This is a genomic window from Embleya sp. NPDC056575, assembly GCF_042793325.1.
Taxonomy (GTDB): domain Bacteria; phylum Actinomycetota; class Actinomycetes; order Streptomycetales; family Streptomycetaceae; genus Embleya.
This window is the reverse complement of sequence record NZ_JBHTVA010000056.1, coordinates 1-24,110: the sequence shown is the minus strand read 5'-3', so window position 1 is coordinate 24,110 and position 24,110 is coordinate 1. Positions and strand designations below refer to the sequence as shown.

Annotated in this window: 20 protein-coding genes and 1 tRNA gene; 14 read left to right on the top strand and 7 right to left on the bottom strand. The window is 71.3% G+C overall.

The genetic code is table 11. The features are described 5' to 3' along the window. Positions 1 to 156 precede the first annotated feature (156 nt). On the top strand, positions 157 to 1,428 hold the full coding sequence (gene rocD / locus ACFRCG_RS34640) for an ornithine--oxo-acid transaminase (RefSeq protein WP_380038893.1): 1,272 nt from the start codon (positions 157 to 159) through the stop codon (positions 1,426 to 1,428). A 127-nt stretch (positions 1,429 to 1,555) separates the two neighbouring features. Here rocD and ACFRCG_RS34635 read toward each other — a convergent pair whose 3' ends face one another. Further along, positions 1,556 to 2,158 (bottom strand): TetR/AcrR family transcriptional regulator, encoded by a 603-nt coding sequence (locus tag ACFRCG_RS34635; RefSeq protein WP_101897050.1) that lies wholly within the window; start codon positions 2,156 to 2,158, stop codon positions 1,556 to 1,558. A gap of 58 nt (positions 2,159 to 2,216) precedes the next feature. Beyond that, positions 2,217 to 3,158: an acyl-CoA desaturase gene (locus tag ACFRCG_RS34630; RefSeq protein WP_380038965.1), complete on the bottom strand. Its 942-nt coding sequence runs from the start codon at positions 3,156 to 3,158 to the stop codon at positions 2,217 to 2,219. A 336-nt stretch (positions 3,159 to 3,494) separates the two neighbouring features. Here ACFRCG_RS34630 and ACFRCG_RS34625 point away from each other — a divergent pair. The 5 genes from ACFRCG_RS34625 (at position 3,495) to pth (ending at position 7,889) form a co-directional block, all read left to right on the top strand. Continuing rightward, positions 3,495 to 3,567: transfer RNA gene (locus tag ACFRCG_RS34625), tRNA-Gln, on the top strand. Between the two features lie 173 nt (positions 3,568 to 3,740). Beyond that, positions 3,741 to 5,279: a bifunctional UDP-N-acetylglucosamine diphosphorylase/glucosamine-1-phosphate N-acetyltransferase GlmU gene (gene glmU, locus ACFRCG_RS34620; RefSeq protein WP_380038891.1), complete on the top strand. Its 1,539-nt coding sequence runs from the start codon at positions 3,741 to 3,743 to the stop codon at positions 5,277 to 5,279. Beyond that, positions 5,276 to 6,253 (top strand): ribose-phosphate diphosphokinase, encoded by a 978-nt coding sequence (locus ACFRCG_RS34615; protein ID WP_380038889.1) that lies wholly within the window; start codon positions 5,276 to 5,278, stop codon positions 6,251 to 6,253. Before glmU ends, ACFRCG_RS34615 begins: the two co-directional genes overlap by 4 nt. A gap of 422 nt (positions 6,254 to 6,675) precedes the next feature. Then, positions 6,676 to 7,254: a 50S ribosomal protein L25/general stress protein Ctc gene (locus ACFRCG_RS34610; protein WP_380038887.1), complete on the top strand. Its 579-nt coding sequence runs from the start codon at positions 6,676 to 6,678 to the stop codon at positions 7,252 to 7,254. 38 nt (positions 7,255 to 7,292) lie between these two features. Then, positions 7,293 to 7,889, top strand: coding sequence for an aminoacyl-tRNA hydrolase (gene pth / locus ACFRCG_RS34605; protein WP_380038885.1), 597 nt, complete (start codon positions 7,293 to 7,295; stop codon positions 7,887 to 7,889). Between the two features lie 77 nt (positions 7,890 to 7,966). Here the strand turns inward: pth and ACFRCG_RS34600 are convergent, their stop codons facing one another. Both ACFRCG_RS34600 and ACFRCG_RS34595 read right to left on the bottom strand, forming a co-directional pair. Further along, the gene (locus ACFRCG_RS34600; protein ID WP_380038883.1) at positions 7,967 to 8,449 is read right to left on the bottom strand and encodes an SUKH-3 domain-containing protein; all 483 of its coding nucleotides are present in this window, start codon (positions 8,447 to 8,449) and stop codon (positions 7,967 to 7,969) included. 1 nt (position 8,450) lies between these two features. Further along, entirely contained in the window at positions 8,451 to 8,963 is a 513-nt protein-coding gene (locus ACFRCG_RS34595; protein WP_380038881.1) for a YwqJ-related putative deaminase, read from the bottom strand. A 290-nt stretch (positions 8,964 to 9,253) separates the two neighbouring features. Between ACFRCG_RS34595 and ACFRCG_RS34590 the strand changes: the two genes are divergently transcribed. The 7 genes from ACFRCG_RS34590 to ACFRCG_RS34560 all read left to right on the top strand — a co-directional run bounded on the left by ACFRCG_RS34590 (position 9,254) and on the right by ACFRCG_RS34560 (position 16,491). Next, positions 9,254 to 10,327 (top strand): Gfo/Idh/MocA family protein, encoded by a 1,074-nt coding sequence (locus ACFRCG_RS34590; RefSeq protein WP_380038879.1) that lies wholly within the window; start codon positions 9,254 to 9,256, stop codon positions 10,325 to 10,327. Continuing rightward, the gene (locus ACFRCG_RS34585) at positions 10,324 to 11,292 is read left to right on the top strand and encodes an SDR family NAD(P)-dependent oxidoreductase (RefSeq protein ID WP_380038877.1); all 969 of its coding nucleotides are present in this window, start codon (positions 10,324 to 10,326) and stop codon (positions 11,290 to 11,292) included. The genes ACFRCG_RS34590 and ACFRCG_RS34585 overlap by 4 nt, the downstream gene beginning before the upstream one ends. Before the next feature lie 96 nt (positions 11,293 to 11,388). Beyond that, positions 11,389 to 12,552, top strand: coding sequence for a DegT/DnrJ/EryC1/StrS family aminotransferase (locus ACFRCG_RS34580; protein ID WP_380038875.1), 1,164 nt, complete (start codon positions 11,389 to 11,391; stop codon positions 12,550 to 12,552). Further along, positions 12,552 to 13,262: an acetyltransferase gene (locus ACFRCG_RS34575; protein ID WP_380038873.1), complete on the top strand. Its 711-nt coding sequence runs from the start codon at positions 12,552 to 12,554 to the stop codon at positions 13,260 to 13,262. Before ACFRCG_RS34580 ends, ACFRCG_RS34575 begins: the two co-directional genes overlap by 1 nt. After that, complete coding sequence (locus ACFRCG_RS34570; RefSeq protein WP_380038871.1) at positions 13,252 to 14,388, top strand: DegT/DnrJ/EryC1/StrS family aminotransferase; 1,137 nt, start codon at positions 13,252 to 13,254, stop codon at positions 14,386 to 14,388. The genes ACFRCG_RS34575 and ACFRCG_RS34570 overlap by 11 nt, the downstream gene beginning before the upstream one ends. Further along, complete coding sequence (locus ACFRCG_RS34565) at positions 14,385 to 15,965, top strand: MBL fold metallo-hydrolase (protein WP_380038869.1); 1,581 nt, start codon at positions 14,385 to 14,387, stop codon at positions 15,963 to 15,965. The genes ACFRCG_RS34570 and ACFRCG_RS34565 overlap by 4 nt, the downstream gene beginning before the upstream one ends. Before the next feature lie 370 nt (positions 15,966 to 16,335). Further along, entirely contained in the window at positions 16,336 to 16,491 is a 156-nt protein-coding gene (locus ACFRCG_RS34560; RefSeq protein ID WP_380038867.1) for a hypothetical protein, read from the top strand. A 123-nt stretch (positions 16,492 to 16,614) separates the two neighbouring features. On the opposite strand, the gene ACFRCG_RS34555 is transcribed toward ACFRCG_RS34560, so the two are convergent. The 3 genes from ACFRCG_RS34555 to ACFRCG_RS34545 all read right to left on the bottom strand — a co-directional run bounded on the left by ACFRCG_RS34555 (position 16,615) and on the right by ACFRCG_RS34545 (position 20,219). Further along, entirely contained in the window at positions 16,615 to 17,871 is a 1,257-nt protein-coding gene (locus ACFRCG_RS34555) for a nucleotide sugar dehydrogenase (protein WP_380038864.1), read from the bottom strand. Positions 17,872 to 17,927: 56 nt separating this feature from the next. Beyond that, a complete protein-coding gene (locus ACFRCG_RS34550; RefSeq protein WP_380038862.1) occupies positions 17,928 to 18,557 on the bottom strand; it encodes a hypothetical protein in 630 nt (209 codons plus the stop codon). 195 nt (positions 18,558 to 18,752) lie between these two features. Further along, positions 18,753 to 20,219 carry an aldehyde dehydrogenase family protein gene (locus ACFRCG_RS34545; RefSeq protein WP_380038860.1) on the bottom strand — a complete coding sequence of 489 codons (1,467 nt, stop codon included), beginning with the start codon at positions 20,217 to 20,219 and terminating at the stop codon, positions 18,753 to 18,755. A gap of 266 nt (positions 20,220 to 20,485) precedes the next feature. Here ACFRCG_RS34545 and mfd point away from each other — a divergent pair, with 266 nt between their 5' ends. Then, entirely contained in the window at positions 20,486 to 24,043 is a 3,558-nt protein-coding gene (mfd, locus tag ACFRCG_RS34540; RefSeq protein ID WP_380038858.1) for a transcription-repair coupling factor, read from the top strand. The last annotated feature ends 67 nt before the right edge of the window (positions 24,044 to 24,110 follow it).

Sequence of the window (24,110 nt, the reverse complement as noted above, 5' to 3'; positions counted from 1 at the left end):
TACCCACCCGGGTGACTTTCCTCCGTCTTGTCGTTTGTCACGGGATTTTCCCGCCTTCGTACCGAACCTCCTCCCGGCATCTCCCGGTATCGCCGTATCGCCGTTCTCCACTCTCGTAGCGATTCCCACGGCTCTCCACCGTTGCGAAAGGACGTCATGAGCACGCAGCACACCCCCGTCCCCTCCTCCCCCGAGCACAAGTCCGGGGTCGGTCGCCCGGGCGGCCCCGGCGCCGAGAGCACCCGACTGATCGCATTGGCCGAGGAGCACAGCGCGCACAACTACCACCCGCTGCCGATCGTGGTCGCCGAGGCGCACGGGGCCTGGATGACCGACGTCGAGGGCCGGCGCTACCTGGACATGCTGGCCGGGTATTCCGCGCTCAACTTCGGACACGGCAACGCGCGCCTGATCGACGCCGCCAAGCGGCAGTTGGACCGGGTCACGCTGACCAGCCGGGCGTTCCACAACGACCGCTTCGCGCCGTTCTGCGAGCAACTCGCGGAGATGGCCGGCATGGAGATGGTCCTGGTGATGAACACCGGCGCGGAGGCGGTGGAGACCGCGGTCAAGACCGCGCGCAAGTGGGGCTACGAGGTCAAGGGCGTGCCGGACGGGCGGGCCAGGATCATCGTGGCGGCGGGAAACTTCCACGGCCGCACCACCACGATCATCAGCTTCTCCACCGACGAGGAGGCGCGTCGGCACTTCGGCCCGTACACCCCGGGCTTCGACGTCGTGCCCTACGGCGACGCGGCGGCGCTGCGCGCGGCGATCACCGACGACACGGTGGCGGTGCTGCTGGAGCCGATCCAGGGCGAGGCCGGCGTGCTGGTCCCGCCGCCCGGCTACCTGGCCGAGGTGCGCCGGGTCACCGCCGAGCGCGACGTGTTGTTCATCGCCGACGAGATCCAGTCCGGGCTGGGCCGCACGGGCCGCACGTTCGCGTGCGAGCACGAGGGTGTGGTGCCCGACATGTACATCCTGGGCAAGGCGCTCGGCGGCGGCATCCTGCCGATCTCGGCCGTGGTGTCGTCCCGTGCCGTGCTCGGCGTGTTCGCCCCCGGCGAGCACGGCTCCACGTTCGGCGGCAACCCGCTGGCCTGCGCGGTGGGCCTGGAGGTCCTGGAGATCCTGCGCTCCGGCGAGTTCCAGCAGCGCTCCGCCGACCTCGGCGACCACCTGCACCGCGAACTCGCCGCGCTGGTGGGCCGCTCCGTGACCACGGTCCGCGGTCGCGGCCTGTGGGCGGGCGTCGACATCGACCCGGCGCACGGCACCGCGCGCGACGTCTCCCAGGCCCTGATGGACCGCGGCGTCCTGGTCAAGGACACCCACGGCCAAACGATCCGCATCGCCCCACCCCTGGTCATCTCCAAGGACGACCTGGAATGGTCCCTCGACCAACTCCGCGCGGTATTGCGCTGACCCCACCCCGCGACGGCCGCGGAATCCCCGGAACTCCGCGGCCGTCACCGTGCCGCAGGGCGCGACGCCGAGAGGGGGATCGCCCCAGGGGCGTCCCCGCCTCACATGCCGAAGACCCCGGATCGGGTCAGGAGCTGCGGCGGCCGACCAGTCTCGGCTTCGGTTCGATGCCGGACAGGCCGTTCCAGGCCAGGTTGACCAGATGGGCCGCGACGTCGGCCTTCTTGGGGCGGCGGACGTCGAGCCACCACTGGCCGGTCAGGGCGACCATCCCGACCAGCATCTGGGCGTACATCGGGGCCAGCTTCGGGTCGTAGCCGCGCGACTTGAACTCCAGGCCGAGTACGTCCTCGACCTGCGAGGCGATGTCGCTGATCAGCGAGGCGAAGGTGCCCGTCGACTGGGCCACCGGCGAGTCCCGGACCAGGATGCGGAAGCCGTCGGTGTTCTGGTCGATGTAGTCGAGGAGCGCGAAGGCGGCCTGCTCCAGCAGCTCCCGGGGGTGGCCGCCGGTCAGCGCGCCGGTCACCCCGTCGAGCAGCGCGCTCGTCTCGCGGTCCACGACGACCGCGTACAGCCCTTCCTTGCCGCCGAAGTGTTCGTAGACCACCGGCTTCGACACACCGGCCTTGTGTGCGATCTCCTCGACACTCGTCGCGTCGTAGCCACGCTCCGCGAACAGCGTTCGACCGATGTCGATCAACTGCTCCCGGCGCTCTTTCCCGGTCATGCGCACACGACCGCCGCCGCGCGGTGCACTCCGCCTGCTGGTCTCGGTCACTGGCCCATCATGCCGCGCGCCGTGCGGCGACCCGTTCCCGGTCCGGCCAACGCACGTCCCAGACCCAGCCCAGCTTCTCCATCCAGCGGATCGTGCGAGCGCTGCTGTCGAGCTGACCGCGCAGCACCCCGTGCCGGGCGCTGGTCTGGTCCGCGTGGTGCAGGTTGTGCCAGGACTCGCCCATCGACGGGATGGCCAGCCACCACACGTTGCCGGAACGGTCGCGCGACTTGAACGGACGCTCGCCCGCCGCGTGGCAGATCGAGTTGATCGACCACGTCACGTGGTGGAGCAGCGCGACCCGGACCAGGCCGGCCCAGAAGAACGCGGTCACCGCGCCCTGCCACGACCACGCCCACAGCCCGCCGACCAGCGCCGGAGCGGCCAGCGAGACGGCCACCCACAGCGGGAACTGGCGGGAGACGCGAATCATGTCGCGGTCCTTGAGCAGGTCGGGCGCGTACTTTTCCTGCGAGGTCTGCTCGACGTCGAACAGCCACCCCATGTGCGCCCACCACAGGCCCTTGGACAGCGCGCCGACGCCGGTGCCGTAGCGCCACGGCGAGTGCGGGTCGCCCTCCTTGTCGGAGAACTTGTGGTGCTTGCGGTGGTCGGCCACCCAGCGCACCAGCGGCCCCTGTACGGCCATGTTGCCCGCGATCGCCAGTGCGATCCGGACCGGGCGCTTGGCCTTGAACGACCCGTGGGTGAAGTAGCGGTGGAAGCCGATGGTGATCCCGTGGCCGGTGATGGCGTACATCACCACCGCGAGCACCACGTCGCGCCAGGACAGCCCCCATCCCCATGCGACCGGTACGGCTGCCACCAGCGCGAGGAACGGGACGCCGATGAAGAGCGCCAGCGCGATCTGTTCGGCGGCGTGCTTGCGCTCGCCCCCGAGCGTGCCGCGGGTGGCGGAGTCGGCGGACTTCCGTTCGGCTTCGAGCACGCCGGCGCCGGTGGAACCGGAGGAGGAAACGGTCACAGGGATTCCCTCGGATCGGGGACAGGCAACGCTACGGCGACGTAACCTACGGAGCCGTAAGTTCCGTCAGTATGGCAGGTCATGAGCGGAAAGCGAGGGGTCTGTACGCCTTCTCATTTTTGCCTCGCGCGGCCCGAGGACGACGTTTTCCAGGTGTGTCCGCGAGCATGCCGACGGCGCTTCGGCGATCTCGGGCCCGGTTTCCGGGGGGTTATTCGCGCACGGGATGCCGGGGGGCCGGCATAGTGGGTGCCGTGAAAACGGGATGAACCCGCTGCTCAGGCGGAATGCCCGATTCATTCCGCTATGGTGTAACTCGGCAGCACACGGGGTTTTGGTCCCCTTGGTCCAGGTTCAAATCCTGGTAGCGGAGCCCTTCGGTCGTGCAGGCCGCATCGGCGCGTGGAGGCTCCCGCCGACGGCGCTATCCTCATAGGGCCCGGTTTGTTCGGCTCGGCTTCGTCGTGCCGTCGTTTCGTATCTCCGAGGTCGGCCTTCGGAGTCGTCGGGCATCCCCCCGCCAGCGATGCCGAGGAGCCTTGCTCTGTGAGCCCCATCCGCCCGGCTGCCGTCGTCGTACTCGCTGCGGGTGAGGGCACCCGCATGCGCTCCAAGACCACCCCGAAGGTCCTGCACTCCCTGGCCGGTCGGGCCATGGTCGGGCACGTGGTCGAGGCCGCCCGACGACTGGATCCCGAAGACCTGATCGTCGTCGTCGGCCACGGCCGCGACCAGGTCGCCGGCTACCTCTCCGTCCTGGACCCGGCCGCCAAGGTGGTCGTCCAGGAGGAACAGAACGGCACCGGCCACGCCGTGCGCGTCGCCCTGGACGGGCTCGCCGCGAGCAGCCGCGAACCCGACGGAGTGGTCCTGGTCACCTGTGGGGACACCCCGCTGCTGACCTCGGACAGCCTGGCCGCCCTGGTCGCCACCCACGAGAGCGAGGGCAACGCCGTCACCGTGCTCTCCGCGGTGGTGCCCGACCCGACCGGCTACGGCCGGATCGTGCGGGAGAACACCCCCGACGGGCGCGGCGCCGTCACCGCGATCGTCGAGCACAAGGACGCCACCGCCGCGCAGCGCGCGATCGCCGAGATCAACTCCGGCGTGTACGCGTTCGACGGCAAGCTGCTGCGCGAGGCGCTGGGCCAGATCACCCCGCACAACAGCCAGGGCGAGGAATACCTCACCGACACGCTGCACGTGCTGCGCGAGGCCGGACACCGGGTGGGCGCCGCAGCCGCCGTGGACCACCAGGAGATCCTGGGCGTCAACGACCGGGTCCAGCTCGCCCAGGCGCGGCGGGTGTTCAACGACCGCCTGATCGAGGCCGTGATGCGCGCCGGGGTCACCGTGATCGACCCCGCGACCACCTGGATCGACGTCGACGTGACGTTCGAGCCGGACGCCGTCGTGCACCCCAACACCCAGCTGCACGGCGTCACCAGCATCGCCGCCGAGGCCGTGGTGGGGCCCAACTGCACGCTGCGCGACACGGTCGTCGGGCCGGGGGCGCACGTGTACAACACCACGAGCGAGGGCGCCGAGATCGGCCCCGAGGCGACCGTGGGTCCGTACACCTACCTGCGGCCCGGTACCCGCCTCGCCGCCAAGGCCAAGGCCGGCGGCTTCGTGGAGATGAAGAACGCCGTGGTCGGCGAGGGATCGAAGGTGCCGCATCTGACCTATGTCGGGGATGCGACCATCGGAGTGGGCACCAACATCGGCGCGGCCACGATCTTCGTGAACTACGACGGCGTGAACAAGCACCACACGGTGGTCGGCGACCACGTCCGCGTGGGCAGCGACACCATGCTGGTCGCCCCGATCGAGATCGGCGACGGCGCCTACACGGCCGCCGGATCGGCGATCACCGAAGATGTCCCACCCGGTGTGATGGCGGTGGCGCGGGGGCGCCAACGCAACATCGACGGGTGGGTCGCACGCAAACGCGCGGGTACGGCCTCGGCGCAGGCCGCCGAACGCGCGCTCGCGTCGAGCCAGGGCGACGCGGGTGACGTGCACACAACGGCCGGGCCGAACGACGGTTCTGCCGAGGCGAATGGCAAGGAGACGGTGCTGTGAGCGGGATCAAGGTGACGCCTGAGCGCAAGCTCATGCTCTTCACGGGCAGGGCCCACCCCGAACTTGCGAAGGAGGTGGCCTCGGAGCTCGGTGCGGACCTCGTTCCCACCAAGGCCTTCGAGTTCGCCAACGGGGAGATCTACGTACGGTTCGAGGACTCCGTACGAGGTGCCGACGCGTTCGTGATCCAGAGCCACACGGCTCCGATCAACACGTGGATCATGGAACAGCTGATCATGATCGACGCGCTCAAGCGGGCCTCCGCCAAGCGCATCACGGTCATCGTCCCGTTCTACGGCTACGCCCGTCAGGACAAGAAGCACCGCGGTCGCGAGCCGATCTCGGCGCGGCTGATGGCGGACCTGTTCAAGACCGCGGGTGCCGACCGACTGATGGCCGTGGACCTGCACACCTCGCAGATCCAGGGCTTCTTCGACGGCCCGGTGGACCACCTGTTCGCGCTGCCGCTGCTGGCCGACCACGTGGGCAAGCGGGTGGACCGCGAGCGGCTGACCGTGGTCTCCCCGGACGCCGGCCGGGTCCGGGTGGCCGACCAGTGGACGGACCGCCTCGGCGCCCCGCTGGCGATCATCCACAAGCGCCGCGACCCGAACATCGCCAACGAGGTCACCGTGCACGAGGTGGTCGGTGACGTCGCCGGCCGCACCTGTGTGCTGGTCGACGACATGATCGACACCGGTGGCACGATCTGCGCCGCCGCCGACGCGCTGTACGAGAACGGCGCGGCCGACGTGATCGTGGCCGCCACCCACGCGGTGCTCTCCGGCCCCGCCGTGGACCGGCTGAAGAACTCGCGGATCAGCGAGGTCATCGTGACCAACTCGCTGCCGATCGAGGAGGAGCGTCGGTTCGACAAGCTGACCGTCCTGTCGATCGCCCCGATGGTGGGCCGCGCGATCCGCGAGGTCTTCGAGGACGGTTCGGTCACGAGCCTGTTCGAGGGCCACAGCTGATCCGACGGTCTTGTCGACATTCGGCACCTTAGCGGGATGCCGAGTCTCGACTGCTCCAACTCGCGTACGCCGCCCGTCCGTTCGGCCGGGCGGCGTATGTGTGCCCGCTCGCTCTTCGCGGTATTGTGCCCCGACCGGGGGGCGCGCCATCACTCGTTCGAGTGGTGCTTGTCGCGACCCGATTTCGGGTCGACCGAGAAGAGCGGGTAGGCTAACGGGGTTGCCCGGCGAGGGATGCGCGCTACTTGCTCCGTGATCGACGCGGTAGTTGTGTGTCGTGTACTCCTCCAAGGCTTTTGCAGGGGACCCGGTGCCACTCGGGCACCTACGAACCGACTCCGGCGATCACCGTCCGCAGTCGATCCGCATCATGGGGACCCCGCCCCGCCATCCGCCACCGCGTCGTTCGAGGAGTACCCGTCGTGTCCGAGGTCCGTATCGTCGCCGAGCCGCGTTCCGAGTTCGGCAAGGGTGCCGCCCGTCGCGCCCGTCGCGCGGGTAAGGTGCCGGCCGTCCTCTACGGTCACGGCTCCGCTCCGCTCCACCTTGCGCTTCCGGGCCACGAGCTCATGCTCGCGCTCAAGACCCCCAACGTGCTGTTCTCGCTGGACATCGACGGCAAGGCGCAGCTCGCCCTGCCCAAGGACGTCCAGCGGCACCCGATCAAGCGGCACCTCGAGCACGTCGACCTCCTGATCGTCCAGAAGGGCGAGACGGTCGCGGTCGAGGTTCCGGTCAGCACCGTCGGCGAGATCGCCCCGGGCGGCCTGCTGGAGACCGTCGTGCCGGCGCTCCCCGTCGAGGCCGACGCCACCGCCCTCCCCGGCACCATCGAGATCGACGTGACCGGCCTGGAGCCGGGCGCCTCGGTGCACGCCAAGGACATCAAGCTGCCGAAGGGCACCGCGCTCGCGGGCGACCCCGAGGCCGTCATCCTGCACATCCTCACCCCGTCGGCGCCCGAGCCGACCGCCGAGGAGACCGCGGCCGAAGAGGCCTGAGTCGACACACGCGCAACGAACGCGGGGACAACGGCATCATGAGTGAGTCGCAGGCCCACGCCACCACGGACGACAGTCCCTGGCTGGTCGTGGGCCTCGGCAATCCCGGCCCCGAATACGCCGGGAATCGCCACAACGTCGGGTTCATGGTGGTCGACCTGCTCGCCGAGCGGGATCGGTCGAAATTCAAGACGCACAAGTCGCGCGCCCAGGTGGTGGAGACCCGGATCGGCCCGCACCGGGTGGTGCTGGCCAAGCCGATGTCGTTCATGAACCTGTCCGGCGGTCCGGTGACCGCGCTGCGCGACTTCTACAAGATCCCGGTCGCGAACATCGTCGCGGTGCACGACGAGTTGGACGTCGACTACGGCGTGTTGCGGCTCAAGCGCGGCGGTGGCGACAACGGGCACAACGGCCTGAAGTCGATCACCAAGTCGCTCGGGCCCGACTACCTGCGGGTGCGGTTCGGCATCGGGCGACCCCCGGGCCGGATGGACGTCGCGGCGTTCGTGCTCAGGGACTTCTCCGCCACCGAGCGCAAGGAGTTGGGGTTCGAGGTGGACCGGGCGGCCGACGCGTGCGAGGCACTGGTCCGCGAGGGGCTGGAGCGGGCGCAGAACCGGTTCAACACCTGAGCGAGCCACGACGACGAAGGGCGGCACCCCCCCCACGGGGCGCCGCCCTTTCGCATGCGTACGACGGCCCGCCCCGGCTACCAGCGCCCGTCGTCGCGGATGCGTACCGGGGCGTGCCCCAGGACCAGCGTGCTGATCGCGGCGTCCATCGACGAGCCGATGAACCACTCGCCGGTGTGGTCGAGGCCGAACACCCGACCGCCCGGGTCGATGGCCAGGTAGGCGCTGCCGCCGTCCTCGTCGCCGAGCGGTGCCAGCGGGGTGCCGAGCGCGCGGCCCACGTCGGTCAGCGTGCGGGGCAGGTGCAGCCCCCGGGTGGGATCGATGGTGAAGGGTCGGCGCAGAACGTCCTTGCCCGCGCCGCCGATCGCGAAGTGCAGGGTGCCGAACTCGGCCCAGGCCACGAGCGCGGCCGGGAACACGCTGTGCCGGTGCCCGTCGGGCGACTCGTGGTCGCTGATCTGCCGGGCCCACGTCTCGGCCTGGGCCAGCCGGCGCCGGCCCACCGTCCAGCCGGCCCGCTTGAGTTCGTGTACCACGTCGGAGGAGAACCGGGACACGTCAGCCGCTTTCCGTCGGTGTGACGCCGAAGTGGTCGAGCATCGGCGCGCAGGATCGGCACGGCGGCTGGTAGGTGTCGTGCTGCGGGTCGCCGTCCTCGCGGATCCGGCGCAGCGTCAGCTTGGCTCCCTTGAGCGAGCGGCGCGCCTCCTGCACGGTGAACGGCCGTCGGGCCGCCCGTTTGCTGCGCGCCGCCTCGGCCTCGAAGAGGTGCTCGGAGACCAGTTCGACCTCGGGGCAGCGGCCCCGCCAGCGCTCGCGCGATTCGGGCGGCAGCGCCAGCAGGAAGTCCCGGACCAGCGGATGCGGGTTCGGCACGGTGTCGCCCTTGGCGCCCGCCCGGGTGCTGATCCGCTTGCCGATGATCAGCGCGGCGGCTACGGCCGGGAGGATGCTCTCGCGCGTCCCCCGAGGTGTGCCCCGGTCCGGGGTCTCGGGGACCGGTTCGATCGTCGGATCCGCTTCCGCCGTACGTTCCTTCGCCAGTGTCGTCGTCGGGGTACCCGCGGCCACGTGGCGTTCCCTTCTCGTTCATGTGCTGCTTGCCGGGTGGCCGCTTGTGTCGATGCTGGGATCGTGCCGGCGCCCGGATCGGTGACTGTGCGTGCAACAGCGTGCCAAACGCCTCGGCGTCACGTGCAACCGGGACTCCGCCAAGGATCTTCGCAGGCCGGTCCGACCCCCGCGGATTTCCCGGTTGACCGGCGCCGGGCCGGATCGGGCGCTAGCTTCGTTCGGGTGGGGGTGCCGTGCGGCGGCTGGGCCCGTGCGGCCGGGGGGTGCAGGGGAGTTGACGTTCCGTCATGTCGAATTCCGGGTCTGGTTCCGGCTCCGGTCTGCCCATCGGGCTGGCCGTCATCGGGGCCGGCTACTGGGGGCCCAATCTGATCCGCAACGCGCAGGCCACGCCGGCGCTGCGGGTGGAGTGGCTGTGTGACCTCGACGAGGCACGGGCCAGAGCGGTCCTGGGCGAGTACAGCACGGTCCGGGTGAGCACGTCGTATCGGGACGTGCTCGCGGACCCGGCCGTACAGGCCGTCGCCATTGCGACGCCGGCCGCGACGCACTTCGAACTGGTCGCGGCGGCCCTGGAGGCGGGCAAACACGTCCTGGTCGAGAAGCCGATCACGGCCGCGTACGCCGAGGCGGTCAAGCTGGTCGAACTGGCCGAGCGCACCGGGCTGACCCTGATGTGCGATCACACGTTCTGCTACATGCCGGTGGTCCGGCACATCCGCGAGTCGATCCACGGCGGCGAGCTGGGCGACATCCGCTTCTTCGACTCCGTCCGGATCAACCTCGGCCTGGTGCAGCCCGACGTGGACGTGTTGTGGGACCTCGCGCCGCACGACCTGTCCATCCTCGACTTCATCCTGCCGCCGGGGGTGCGCCCGGTGTCGGTGGCCGCGCACGGCGCCGACCCGCTGGGCACCGGCCGGGCCTGTCTGGCCTACCTCGTGCTGCGGCTGAGCAACGGCGCCATCGCGCACGTGCACGTCAACTGGCTCTCGCCGACCAAGGTCCGCACCACCATCATCGGCGGCTCGCGGCGCACGCTGGTGTGGGACGACACCAACCCGGCGGCCCGGCTCCAGGTGCACGACAAGGGGGTCGACCGGATCGAGGACACCACGCTCGACCACGACGCCCGCCGGGAGAAGCTGATCTCCTACCGGATGGGCGACGTGGTGTTGCCGGCGCTGCCCGAACGCGAGGCGCTGCGCGCGGTGATGGCCGAGTTCGCCGACGCGATCGGCGCGGCCCGACCCGCGCTGACCGACGGGCGGGCGGGACTGCGGGTACTGGAACTGCTGGAGGCCGCCTCGCGCAGCCTGGAACTGGGCGGCGTCACCGTCGCCGTGGGGGAGCCATCGTGACGAGTGTCGAGATCGCCGGATCGCACTGCCTGGTCACCGGCGGGGCCGGGACCATCGGATCCACCATCGTGGACCGCCTGCTCGACGAGGGCGCGGCGAAGGTGGTCGTGCTCGACAACCTGACCCGGGGTCACCGGGGCAATCTGGCCCGGGCGTTGGCCGACGAGCGGGTCGAGCTGGTGGACGGCGACATCCGCGACCGGGCGCTGCTGGCCCGGCTGACGCCGGGTGTGGACGTGTTGTTCCACCTTGCCGCGATCCGGATCACGCAGTGTGTCGAGGAACCCCGGCTCGCCCTGGAAGTGCTGGTGGACGGCACCTACGACGTGATGGAGGCGGCGGTCGCGGCCGACGTGCGCAAGGTGGTCACGTCCTCCTCCGCGTCGGTGTACGGGCTGGCCGAGCACTTCCCGACCACCGAGCTGCACCACCCGTACGACAACGACACGCTCTACGGCGCGGCCAAGCTGTTCAACGAGGGCCTGCTGCGCAGCTTCCGGGCGATGTACGGCCTCGACTACGTGGCGCTGCGCTACTTCAACGTCTACGGCCCCCGGATGGACGTACACGGCCTGTACACCGAGGTGTTGATCCGCTGGATGGAGCGGATCGGCAAGGGGGAACCCCCGTTGATCCTCGGCGACGGCCTGCAGACGATGGACTTCGTGTACACCGACGACATCGCGCGCGCCAATCTCCTGGCCGCGCGGGCGGACGCGAGCGGTGAGGTGTTCAACATCGCGTCCGGAAGCGAGACTTCGCTGGGCTCGCTGGCCGAGCGGCTGCTGGTGGTGATGGGTGCCGAGCACCTGGGCGTCGAGTACGGGCCGGCCCGGGCCAGTGGCGGGGTGACCCGGCGGCTGGCCGATACCACCAAGGCCGCACGGGAGTTGGGCTTCACCGCCGAGGTGGACATCGACGAGGGGCTGCGCCGGCTGGTGGCGTGGTGGCGGGACGTGGTCTGAACCGATCGGCGCACCGGGGGAGTTCGGTGCGGCTCGGGCGTGGACACGCGGAGCTGGGTCAAGGGTTGGGTGCGGACGGGGCTGGGGGAGGACACGATGGGCATGGAACGAATTCCGGTGATGCGGCCCTGGATGGGCGACGAGGAGGCGGCCGCGGCGGCCGACGCGGTGCGCTCCGGGTGGGTGGCCCAGGGGCCTCGGGTGGCGGCCTTCGAGCGGGCCTTCGCGGACCGGCTGGGGGTCCCGGAGGCGATCGCGGTGTCCTCGTGCACCACCGCGCTGCACCTGGCGCTGATCAACGCCGGGGTGGGGCCGGGTGACGAGGTGGTGGTGCCGTCGTTGTCCTTCGTGGCCACCGCCAACGCGGTGCGCTACGTGGGCGCGCGCCCGGTGTTCGCCGACGTCGAGCGGACCACCGGCAACCTGGCGCCGGAGACGATCGAGCCGGTGCTGACCCCGGCCACGCGGGCGGTGATCCTGGTCGACCAGGGCGGCATCCCGGCCGACCTGGACGCGGTGCGGGCCCTGGTGGACCGCCGCGGCATCGTGGTGGTGGAGGACGCGGCCTGCGCGGCGGGTTCGACCTACAAGGGTCGGCCGGTCGGGGCGGGGGCGATGTCCGCGACCTTCTCGTTCCACCCGCGCAAGCTGCTGACCACGGGCGAGGGCGGCATGCTCACGCTGGCGCGCGCCGGCCATGCGCCCCGGTTGCGCCGGCTGCGCGAGCACGGGATGAGCGTGAGCGCGGCCGATCGGGACGCGGCGGACCGGGCGGGCGGGGCGCCGGTGGTGGAGAGCTACGACGAACTGGGCTTCAACTACCGGATGACCGACGTGCAGGCGGCGATCGGCCTGGTACAGCTCGGCAGGCTCGCCGCGATGGTCGAGCGGCGGCGGGAGTTGGCGGCCCGGTACCGGCGGTCGCTGGCCGATGTGGCGGGCCTGGAGACGGCCGCGGATCCCGCGTACGGGCTGAGCAACTTCCAGGCGTTCTGGGTGCTGCTGCCCGAGGACTTCCCGATGTCGCGCGACGAACTGCTCGGCGAGCTGGCCCGGGCCGGCATCTCCGCCCGGCGCGGGATCATGGCCGCGCACCTGGAGCCCGCCTACGCCGACGTCGAGCACGTACCGCTGCCCGTCACCGAACGGCTGACCCGCGACTCGCTGATCCTGCCGCTGTTCCACGAGCTGACCGAGGCGCAGCAGGACCGCGTGGTCGCCGCGGTGCGGGCGGCGGCGGGCGTGCGGGCGGCGGTCTAGTGTCCTTTCGCGATCTGCTCCTCGTCGGCGCCGGGGGGTTCGCCCGGGAGGTCGCCGCCGCGCTGCCGGACTTCCGGGCCCCGCGCGGGAGTTCGGGTTGGCGGTTGCTCGGCTTCCTGGACGACGATCCGGGTCGGCAGGACACCGAGGTGGACGGCGTGCCGGTGCTCGGCGGGGCCGACGTGGTGCACAAGTGGCCCGACGCCCTCGTGGTGGTGTGCACCGGCAGCCCGGCGCACTGGTGGAGCCGGTCGCGGGTGGTGGCCCGACTCGGGCTGCCGGCGGAGCGCTGGGCGACGCTGGTGCACGTGAGCGCGGTGGTCCCGCGGACCTGCGAGGTCGGCCCCGGTGTGGTGCTGATGGCGCAGACGGTGTTGACCACCGGGGTCCGGATCGGCGCACACGCGCACACCATGCCGCAGGTGGTGTTGACCCACGACGACGACGTGGGCGAGTTCGCCACGCTGGCCGCGGGAGTGCGGCTGGCGGGCGGGGTCGTGGTGGGCCGGGAGGCGTACCTGGGGGCCGGTGCGCTGGTGCGCGAGCACCGGGTGATCGGCGCCCGATCGCTGGTGGGGATGGGCTCGGTCGTGACGCGGGACGTGCCGCCGGCCGAGGTGTGGGCGGGGGTGCCGGCGCGCCGACTGCGCGCGGCGCCGGACCTCGCCGAATCGGAGCGACGAGGTGGGGGAGACACGCATGAGTGCTGAGCCGAGCCGGATCCCGCTGGTGGACCTGGCCGCCGCGCACGCCGAGGTGGCGACCGAGGTGGCGGCCGGCATCGCCCGGGTCCTGGACACCTGCGCGTTCGTGGGCGGTCCCGATGTGGCGGAGTTCGAGGCCGAGTTCGCCGCGTTCACCGGCGCCGCGCACTGTGTGGGCGTGGCCAACGGCACCGACGCGGTGGAACTGGCGCTGCGGGTGCTGGGGGTCGGCGCGGGCGAGGGTGTGGTGCTGCCCGCCAACACGTTCGTGGCGACCGCGGAGGCGGTGGTCCGGGCGGGCGCGCGGCCGGTGTTGGCCGACGTGGACGAGGACCACCTCCTGCTCGACCCGCGGCAGGCCGCCGAGGCGCTGGGCGACTCGTCGGGCCCCCGGGCCCTGCTGCCGGTGCACCTGAACGGGCAACTGGCCCCGATGGGCGCGCTGCGGGCGCTGGCCCAGGCGCGCGGGGTGTTCCTGGTCGAGGACGCCGCGCAGTGCCAGGGCGCCACCCAGGACGGCCTGGCCCCCGGCGCGTGGGGTCCGGACGCGATCGCGGCCACCAGCTTCTACCCGGGCAAGAACCTGGGCGCGTACGGCGACGGCGGCGCGGTATGCACCGGCAACGAGGAACACGCGCGAATACTGCGCGAGTTGCGCGATCACGGCTCCTCGCGCAAGTACGTGCACACCCGGCTCGGGTTCAACTCGCGCCTGGACACCATCCAGGCCGTGGTGCTGCGCGCGAAGTTGCGCCGGCTCGCCGACTGGAACGTGCGCCGGCGGGCGGCGGCGGCGCGCTACGACACGCTCCTGGCCGGCGTCGAGGGTGTACGGCTGCCCCGGACCGCGCCCGGGAACGAGCACGTGTGGCACCTGTACGCGGTCCGGGTGCCCGAGCGGGACAAGGTGCTCGCGCTGTTGAACGAGGCGGGCGTCGGCGCCGGCGTGCACTATCCGGTGCCGGTGCACCTGCAACCCGCGTTCGCCGAACTCGGCCATGCCCGGGGCGACTTCCCGATCGCCGAGCGGGCGGCCGAGGAACTGCTCTCGCTGCCGCTGTACCCGCAGCTGACCGCCGGGCAGCAGGAGCGTGTCGCGGAGGTGCTCGCGGGAGCGCTGAGCCGGCTGTGACGCCGGGGTCCGAGCGCCGCCGGGCGCGGCCGGTCGCCCCGAGGCCCGATCCGCCGGCGCCCGGCGCGATCCGCTATCTCGGCCACGCGGGGTTCGTGGTCGCGCACGCCGGGCTCTCGCTGCTGATCGACCCGTGGTTCCATCCCGCGTTCCTCGGCTCGTGGTTCCCCTTTCCGGACAACCGCGAACTGCTGCCGGAGGTGGTCGCCGGCCGGCCCGACTTCCTCTACCTCTCGCACCTGCACGAGGACCACTTCGACGAGCGGCTGCTCGACCGGCTGGACCGGGGCGTCACCGTGGTACTGCCCCGCTACCGGTCCAAGTCGCTGGTCCGGCGGATGACCGCGCTCGGGTTCGCGAAGCAGGTGGTGCTCGGCCATCGCGAGTCGTTCACTCCCGTGCCCGGGCTGACCCTGACGATGTTCCTCGACACCAGCCACAAGGAGGACAGCGGGCTGCTCGTCGACCTCGACGGATACCGCTTCCTCGATCTCAACGACTGCAACACCCCGCTCGGCGAACTTCCGGACGAGATCGACCTGTTGTCCGCGCAGTTCTCCGGCGCGATGTGGTACCCGAACGCCTACGCGTACCCCGGGGAGGTGCAGCGCGAGAAGACCGCGGAGGTGCGCTCGGACCTGTTCGACACGCTGGTGCGCAAGGTCCGGCTGACCGGCGCGCGGTCCTATCTGCCCTCGGCCGGCCCGCCGGTGTTCCTGGACCCGGAACTGGCCCGGTTCAACGACCGCGACGAGACCATCTTCCCGCTGTGGGAGGCGTTCGCGGCCGACTTCGCGGCGGCCTGCCCGAGGGTGCGGGTCATCGAGGCGGCGCCGGGCGACGACCTCGCGGCGCCGAGCGGCCCGGTGGCGCACTGGCGCACCGACGCCTATCTGAGCGCCTATCGGGACCGCCGCGAGCAGGAGTGGCGGGCATACGCCGAGCCGCCCTTCGAGCCGGTGACCCCGGCCGAACTGGATGCCTATTTCGCCCGGTTGCAGAGCTGGAACCGGCGCTTCCTCGGCGCGTGGCGCAAGGACGTGCGGCTGACCTCGGACGGCGGTTCGTGGTCGGTGCGGCTGGGCCGGATCGCGGGCGACATCGTGTTCGAGGACGAACCGGTCGACCCCGCCTACACGATCGAGGTGCCGCAGCGGGCGCTGCGCGCGATCGTGGACGGCGAGGTGGGCTGGGAGGAGGCGCTGCTGTCCATGCGGCTCGGCCTGGCCCGCGATCCGGACGTGTTCGACCTGACCCTGATGAGCCTGCTGCGCTACGGCGAACACCCGGCGCAGACCATGCAGATGGTCCGCGAACGCGAATCGGCCGCGCACGGCGAGTCGATCGAGCGGTGCGGGGTGCGGATGCAGCGCTTTTGTCCGCACGCCGGCGAGGACCTGTCGCACGCGGACATCGAGGCGGGGGTGCTGGAGTGCCCCCGACACCACTGGAAGTGGCGGCTGGACACCGGGGAGTGCGTCTCGGGCGGGACGGTGCCGCTGCGAGTGGGCCCGGCAGCCGCGCCCGGCCCGCTCGCCGCCGTCGATCGTGCCGGTCCGCAAGTCCCGAATCCGTGACATTCGCCGCCGGGGCCGAAGGCACTCGTTCGAGGCGATCCGGTTGACATAACGTGTCGCGCTTATCGGCAATCGACCGCCGCCTCTTGCGCGTCGTCACCCCGGCGAGCTATCCCGCATCACTCTTTCGTCGCAATAGGCAGAAAAGATCATTGATCGCGGTATTGCATCCTTTGTATGTCGATCGCGAAGCGGTAGGCATTCAAAAAGACAACGATTTTCTCCGGAACGTCCGGGTTCCGTCACGAGCGTGTCATGACGTGTCGAGTGTCGGTCGCACGGCGGCCGCAGGTGCTGCGGTGTGGCCGTCCGAGTCATTCGCGTCCTCGGTCGGGACGGGAGTGGCGCCTGTGATGTCTGGAGGTTGTCCATGAGTACCTGGGGATGGCTCTGCCAAGAAGGCGGTTGTCCGTCGAAGTCGGACGGCGCCCGCCAGCGGTACCGGTCGAAGGACGCGGCACAGGTGGCGGCCAAGGCGCACACGAAGGCCACCGGGCACAAGACGAGGATCATCGAATACAAGTAGGGGCGGGGGAACGACGCGAACGGGCCGCAGGGCCCGGGACGGTCCGAAGCGGCGCACGGTGGTCGACACCTCCGACCACCGTGCGCCGGCCGCGACGGGCCTACTACACCGCCTGCAACACCGCTACAACACCTCGATGTTGGGCCCCGCGCCGAGCACCCGACGGCAGTCGAGTACGTAGTCGGCGGTGCGCAACAATTCCGAGTCCATGTCGTCGTGGTCGACGAGGAGGACGACCGCGTCGGCCGCGGCGACCGTCTCCGGCGTCAACTCCACCCGCCGCAACCGCGCGTCCACCACCTGGGACTGCTCCACGTGCGGATCCGCGGCGCTGACCTCGGCGCCCAGGTTCAGCAGCAGCCGGGCCACGTGCGTCGACGGCGACTCCCGGGCGTCGCCGGTGTTCTTCTTGTACGCGAGCCCCACCAACAACACGTGCGAGCCGTTGACCGAGCGCCGCCGGGCGTTGAACGCGGCGGTGAGTCGGCGGATCACGTAGTCGGGCATGTGGTTGTTGACGTCGTTGGCCAACTCCACGAAACGAAAGCTCTGTCCCAGCGCGCGCTGCACCCGCCAGGACAGGTACGACGGGTCGATCGGCAGGCAGTGCCCGCCGACCCCGGGACCCGGCGTGAAGCGCAGGAACCCGAACGGCTTGGTGGAGCAGGCGTCGATCGCCTCCCACACGTCGATGCCCAGGTCGTGGGCGAACATCGCGACCTCGTTGACGAGCGCGATGTTCACGTGCCGGAAGGTGTTCTCGATCAGCTTCACCAGTTCGGCCTCCTTGGGCGAGGACACCGGCACCACCCGCTCTACCAGCGAGCCGTAGAAGCCCTCCACCACCGCGAGCGAGGCGGCGTCCACCCCCGAGACCACCTTCGGGGTGTTGACCAGGTTCCAGGTCGGATTGCCCGGGTCGATCCGCTCCGGGCTGTAGCCCAGGTGGAAGTCGCGGCCCGCGGTCAGCCCCGAGCCCTCCTCCAGGATCGGGCCGACCAACTCCTCCGTGGTGCCCGGGTAGGTGGTCGATTCGAGCACCACGCACGCGCCCGGGCGCAGATACCGCGCGAGCGTGCGGGCGCACTCCTCGATGTAGCTCAGGTCCGGTACACCCTCGCGCAGCGGCGTGGGCACGGTGATCACCGCGATGTCGTAGCCGCCCAGATCCCTCGGCTCGCTCGTGGCGCGGTAGCGGCCCGCGTCCGAGATCGCGCGCACCTCGGCGGCGGGGATGTCCTCGACGTAGGACTCACCCGCCGCCAGCCGCTTGACCCGCTCCCGGTCGACGTCGTAGCCGACCACCTCGTGGCCCACCTGTGCGGCCCGAACCGCCAGCGGCAGTCCCACATATCCCTGACCGGCGATGACAACACGCATCCGAGAATCCCCCTCCTCGCGCAACCGCCCACCCCCGAGCGGCTGGTGATGCAACGTCAGGGGCGGCCCGGCACGTGATCGGCACGCGGCTTGGCCACCACCCAGGACGACACGAGCCCGGCCACCCGCTCGCCGCGGACCACCGATCCGGGAAAGCGCGAGGCCAACTCCGCGCGCCGGGCCGGGAACACCCTCGGCGCGGAGCCGTCGATCCGGGTCCGGACCCGACCGGGCAGCAGGTGCACGGCGGGCAGCGAGGTCTGCGGATCGAGCGGGTGCTCGCGGGCGGCGGTGCGCAGCCAGTAGCGCTCGGCAGAGGCGTGCACGACGTCGGCGAGCCGGGCCCGGTCGGTCGGCGCGGCCAGCCGGTCCAGCAGGCCGTCGCTCACCACCAGGTCGCAACCGCCGTTCCAGGCCAGCGGATCGCCGGCCTCGACGGCCAACCACGGCACCGGTTCGGCGGCCCGCTCGGCCGTCGTGATCACCCGCACGTGCGCGGGCCGTACCGGGGCGTGCCACCAGAACTCGGCGGAGCCGCCCAGGTCCACCACGCGCAGCCGCTCGATGTCCGGGAACGCCTCGCGGAACCACAACCATCGTCGTGCCCGCACCCCGGCTTCCACCTGGGTGCGCGCGGCCCCCGCGCGCACCGACCAGGCCCGGACCAGACGTTGCGGTTGCGACATTGCGAGAGATCCCCCCTGACGGGCCCGCGACCGAGCGCCGCGAACCGCCCCTCAGGTTATGGCCACGACCTCACCCCCACGCGGGAAACCGACGAACCCGAGACGTCCCGGAGCCGAACACGAAGAGGCCGCCGGAAACGGGCGAGCGGCCCCGGGGAAGGATCCCGGGGCCGCTCGCGGTCCGTGTCGCGCCGGTCAGGCGCTGGGCCAGACGATGCTCTGGATCTCGCTGTAGGCGGCCAGGCCGTAGGAGCCGCCGTCGCGGCCGACGCCCGACTGCTTGAAGCCGCCGAACGGGGCCTCCATGTTGCGCCCGACGGTGTTCACCCCGACGCCGCCGGAGCGCAGCCGGCGGGCGATGCCGTAGGCGCGGGTGGTGTCCCCGGCGAAGACGTAGGAGATCAGGCCGTAGTCCGAGTCGTTGGCGATCCGGATCGCCTCCTCCTCGTCCCCGTCGAACGGGATCACCGTGACCACCGGGCCGAAGAACTCCTCGCGCGCGATGGTCATCTCGTTGGTCGCGTCCGCGAACAGCGTCGGCGCCACGTAGAAGCCCTTCGCGAAGTCGGGCCGCTCGCCGCCGACCACCAGGCGGGCGCCCTCCTCGCGGCCCTTGGCGATCAGCGCCTCCACCCGGCCGCGCTGCACCGCGGAGATGACCGGGGTGACCTGGGTCGCGGGATCCAGCGGGCTGCCCACCTTCAGCCCGTTCGCGTGCTCCGCGAGCCGCTCCACGAGCCGGTCGTAGATGCCGCGCTGGGCGATCACCCGGGTCGGCGCGGTGCAGATCTGGCCCGCGTAGAAGCTCCACACGGTGCCGATGCCGTGCACCGCCGCGTCCAGGTCGGCGTCGTCGAGCACGATGCACGCGCCCTTGCCGCCCAGCTCCATCAGCTGACGCTTGAAGGTACGACCGGCCACCTCGGCGATCCGCGCGCCGATCGCGGTCGAGCCGGTGAAGCTGATCATGTCCACGTGCGGCGAGGCCACCGTCGCCTCGGACACGTCCACCCCCGAGCCGGTGACCACGTTCAGCACACCCGCCGGCAGCCCGGCCTCGGCCAGCGCCTCGGCCATCCGGTACACCGCCAGCGGGTCCTGCGGCGCGGGCTTGACCACGACCGTGTTGCCCATCGCCAGCGCCGGCGCGACCTTGCCCGCGGTGTTCGCCAGCGGGTTGTTGTACGAGGTGATGCAGGTGACCACGCCGACCGGCTGGCGCACCTCCACGGCGCCGAAGATGCCCGCCCGGCTCAGCGCGGTCTCGGGGGTCGGCTGCGGGGCGAGCGGGAACTCGGTCGGCTCCAGCGCGCCCTTGGCGTAGCGCTTGAACCGCGAGTACGTGGTGCCCAGCTGCATCATGCCCGCGACCGAGAGCGTGGCGCCGGTCTCGGCGGAGGCCAGCGGGACCACCTCGCCGCCCATCTTCAGGAACAGGTCCGCCGCCCGGTCCAGGATCCGGGAGCGCTCCTCGGGGGTGGTCCGCGACCAGGTGCCGAACGCCTCGGCCGCCGCCGCGGTCGCCGCGTTCGCCTGCTCCACCGACGCCTCGGGCGCCAGGCCCACGACCTCCTCGGTGGCCGGGTTGATCACCTCGTAGTGACCGCGCTCCGGCTCGACCCATTCGCCGCCGATGTAGAGCTTCTGCTGCGCGCTGCTCATCGTGTCCGTCGTCTCCCCTGGTCCAGCCGCTGCCCGGATTCCCGACGGCCGCCCGCCGGAAATCCGACGACCCGTCAGATTCCTGTTCGCAGGCCATTGGACCCCCTATCAGTCACATTGCCAAGGGGGAGGGGTGGGCGGTACTGGTCACAGTCACACATTGTCATCGCGGGCGGCACCGACCCCTTCGGGCGTAGGGTTGTCGGGGAACCCCGGTCCTTTTCCAAGGTCGGGGCCGTTCGCGTTGCGGAGGATCCAACCGGCCCATGAGCCTGACCGGTCTGCTAGACATCGTCGTCCAGGACCCCGCCGTCGCCGAGGCGGTGCGGGCCGCGTCCGAGGGCCGCGGTACCGCCCTCGACCTCGTCGGACCACCGGCGCTGCGCCCCTTCGTGGTGGCCGCCGTCGCCGCCCGCGCGGATCGACCCGTACTCGCGGTCACCGCCACCACCCGCGAGTGCGAGGACCTCGTCGCGGCCCTCGGGTCGCTGCTGCCCGAGGACTCCGTCGTGGAATACCCCTCGTGGGAGACGCTGCCGCACGAACGGCTGTCCCCGCGCTCGGACACCGTCGGCCGCCGGCTCGCGGTGTTGCGCCGGCTCGCCCACCCGACCTCGGGCGAGCGCGCCGACGCCGGCACCGGCACCCTCAAGGTCGTCGTCGCGCCGATCCGCAGCGTGCTCCAGCCGCAGGTCAAGGGCCTGGGCGAGCTGGAGCCGGTGGCTCTGGCGGCCGGGCAGGAGATCGACCTCGACACCGTGGTCGAGCGCTTGGCCGCGGCCGCCTACGCACGCGTCGACCTGGTGGAGAAGCGCGGCGAGTTCGCCGTGCGCGGCGGCATCCTCGACGTGTTCCCGCCGACCGAGGAGCACCCGCTCCGGGTCGAGTTCTGGGGCGACCAGGTCGAGGAGATCCGCTGGTTCAAGGTCGCCGACCAGCGCTCCCTGGAGACCGCCGAACACGGCCTGTGGGCACCGCCCTGTCGCGAGCTGCTGCTCACCGACGAGGTGCGCGAGCGGGCCCGCGAACTCCTGGCGGAGCATCCGGGGCTGGTCGAGATGCTCGGCAGGATCGCCGAGGGCATCGCGGTGGAGGGCATGGAGTCGCTGGCCCCCGCGCTGGTGGACGACATGGAGCTGCTGCTCGACGTGCTGCCCGCGGGCAGTCACGTGCTGGTCTGCGACCCCGAGCGGGTCCGCACCCGCTCCGCCGACCTGGTGGCCACCAGCCGCGAGTTCCTGGACGCGTCCTGGGCCGCGGCGGCGGGCGGCGGGGAGAGCCCGATCGACCTGGGCGCCGCGTCCCTGTGGAGCCTGGCCGACGTGCGCGAGCACGCCGCCGGGATCGGTGTGCCGTGGTGGTCGCTCAGCCCGTTCGGCGCCGACGCCGACGACTCCGGTACCGAGATCGGCGCGGTCGAGGTCGAGGCCTACCGCGGCGACGCGCAGCGGGTGCTGGCCGAGATCAAGGGCCGACTCGCCGACGACTGGCGCGTGGTACTGGTCACCGAGGGCCACGGACCGGCCGCGCGCTTCGTCGAGACGTTGTCCGGCGAGGGGGTGCCGGCCCGGCTCGACGCGGACCTCGCCGAGGTGCCGGAGACCGGCGTGGTGCATGTGACCACCGGCTGCATCGGACACGGCTTCGGCTCCGAGTCGCTGCGCACCCTGGTGCTGACCGAGGAGGACGTCTCCGGTCAGCGCACCTCGACCAAGGACATGCGCAGGCTGCCCAGCCGGCGGCGCAACATGGTCGACCCGCTCCAGCTCAGGCCCGGCGACTTCGTGGTGCACGAGTCGCACGGCGTGGGGCGCTACGTGGAGATGGTCCAGCGCACGGTGCAGGGCGCGCAGCGCGAGTACCTGGTCCTGGAGTACGCCCCCGCCAAGCGCGGCCAACCGGGCGACCGCCTGTTCGTACCCACCGACCAGTTGGAACAGGTCACCAAGTACGTCGGCGGCGAGAGCCCGTCGCTGCACCGCCTCGGCGGCGCCGACTGGGCCAAGACCAAGGCCAAGGCGAAGAAGGCGATCAAGGAGATCGCGGGCGACCTGATCAAGCTCTACTCGGCCCGGATGGCCGCGCCCGGACACGCCTTCGGCCCGGACACCCCGTGGCAGCGCGAGTTGGAGGACGCCTTCCCCTACGTCGAGACGCCCGACCAGCTCTCCTCGATCGAGGAGGTCAAGGGCGACATGGAGAAGCCGATCCCGATGGACCGGCTGATCTGCGGCGACGTCGGCTACGGCAAGACCGAGATCGCGGTGCGCGCGGCGTTCAAGGCGGTCCAGGACGGCAAGCAGGTGGCCGTCCTGGTGCCCACCACGCTGCTCGTCCAGCAACACTTCTCCACCTTCTCCGAGCGCTACGCGCAGTTCCCGGTGGTGGTGAAGTCGCTGTCCCGGTTCCAGACCGAGACCGAGGCCAAGGCGGTCCTGGAGGGCCTGCGCGAGGGCTCGATCGACATCGTGATCGGCACCCACCGGCTGTTCGCGGCCGAGACGAGGTTCAAGGACCTGGGCCTGGTCATCGTCGACGAGGAGCAGCGCTTCGGCGTCGAGCACAAGGAGCAGTTGAAGAAGCTGCGCGCCAACGTCGACGTGCTGACCATGTCCGCGACCCCGATCCCGCGCACCCTGGAGATGGCGGTCACCGGCATCCGGGAGATGTCCACGATCACCACGCCGCCCGAGGAGCGGCACCCGGTGCTCACCTTCGTCGGGCCGTACGAGGAGAAGCAGATGGGCGCCGCGATCCGGCGCGAACTGCTGCGCGAGGGGCAGGTCTTCTACATCCACAACCGGGTCGAGTCGATCGACCGCGCGGCGGGCCGGATCCGCGAACTGGTGCCCGAGGCCCGGGTGGCCATCGCCCACGGCCAGATGCACGAGAACGCGCTGGAGAAGGTGGTGGTGGACTTCTGGGAGAAGGAGTTCGACGTCCTGGTCTGCACCACGATCGTCGAGTCCGGCATCGACATCTCCAACGCCAACACGCTGATCGTGGAGCGGGCCGACAACTTCGGGCTGTCCCAGCTGCACCAGTTGCGCGGCCGGGTGGGCCGGGGCCGCGAGCGGGCGTACGCGTACTTCCTGTACCCGCCGGAGAAGCCGCTGACCGAGACCGCGCACGAGCGCCTCGCGACCATCGCGCAGCACACCGAGATGGGCGCGGGCATGTTCGTGGCGATGAAGGACCTGGAGATCCGCGGCGCGGGCAACCTGCTCGGCGGCGAACAGTCCGGGCACATCGCGGGCGTCGGGTTCGACCTGTACGTGCGCATGGTGGGCGAGGCGGTCAACCAGTACAAGGAACTCGCGGCGGGCGGCGACGGCGCCGAGGAGGTCCCGGAGATCCGGGTCGAGCTGCCCATCGACGCGCACGTCCCGCACGACTACGTGCCCGGCGAGCGGCTGCGGCTCGAGGCGTACCGGCGGATCGCGGCGATCACCTGCGAGGCGGACATCGACGCGGTGCGCGCCGAACTGGTGGACCGCTACGGGCCGTTGCCGCAGCCGGTGGAGAACCTTCTGGAGGTGGCCCGGTTCCGGGCGCACGTACGCACCGCCGGGATCGCCGACGTCACGCTCCAGGGCAACTTCGTCCGGTTCGGCCCGGTCGAACTGCGCGAGTCGCAGCAGTTGCGGCTCCAGCGGCTGTACCCGAAGACGCTGGTCAAGGCGGGGACCCAGCAGATCCTGGTGCCCAAGCCGATGACCGCCCGGATCGGCGGGCAACCGCTGCGTGACGGGGCGCTGTTGACGTGGGCGCGGGATCTGGTGGACGCGATTCTGCTGGAGCCGATCGCGGCGGCGAGGAAGTAGGCCCGAGTCGGCTCCGCGGCTTTGGGGCCCGCGGGGGGGCGCCGGGGCGGAATCGCTCAACCCCGGC

Coding starts and splice junctions, on each gene's coding strand:
- pth (WP_380038885.1), top strand. CDS start 7,293: ATGAGTGAGTCGCAGGCCCACGCCACCACGGACGACAGTCCCTGGCTG.
- ACFRCG_RS34545 (WP_380038860.1), bottom strand. CDS start 20,219: ATGAGCAGCGCGCAGCAGAAGCTCTACATCGGCGGCGAATGGGTCGAG.
- mfd (WP_380038858.1), top strand. CDS start 20,486: ATGAGCCTGACCGGTCTGCTAGACATCGTCGTCCAGGACCCCGCCGTC.
- ACFRCG_RS34590 (WP_380038879.1), top strand. CDS start 9,254: ATGTCGAATTCCGGGTCTGGTTCCGGCTCCGGTCTGCCCATCGGGCTG.
- ACFRCG_RS34635 (WP_101897050.1), bottom strand. CDS start 2,158: ATGACCGGGAAAGAGCGCCGGGAGCAGTTGATCGACATCGGTCGAACG.
- ACFRCG_RS34550 (WP_380038862.1), bottom strand. CDS start 18,557: ATGTCGCAACCGCAACGTCTGGTCCGGGCCTGGTCGGTGCGCGCGGGG.
- rocD (WP_380038893.1), top strand. CDS start 157: ATGAGCACGCAGCACACCCCCGTCCCCTCCTCCCCCGAGCACAAGTCC.
- ACFRCG_RS34570 (WP_380038871.1), top strand. CDS start 13,252: ATGAGTGCTGAGCCGAGCCGGATCCCGCTGGTGGACCTGGCCGCCGCG.
- ACFRCG_RS34555 (WP_380038864.1), bottom strand. CDS start 17,871: ATGCGTGTTGTCATCGCCGGTCAGGGATATGTGGGACTGCCGCTGGCG.
- ACFRCG_RS34560 (WP_380038867.1), top strand. CDS start 16,336: ATGAGTACCTGGGGATGGCTCTGCCAAGAAGGCGGTTGTCCGTCGAAG.
- ACFRCG_RS34580 (WP_380038875.1), top strand. CDS start 11,389: ATGGGCATGGAACGAATTCCGGTGATGCGGCCCTGGATGGGCGACGAG.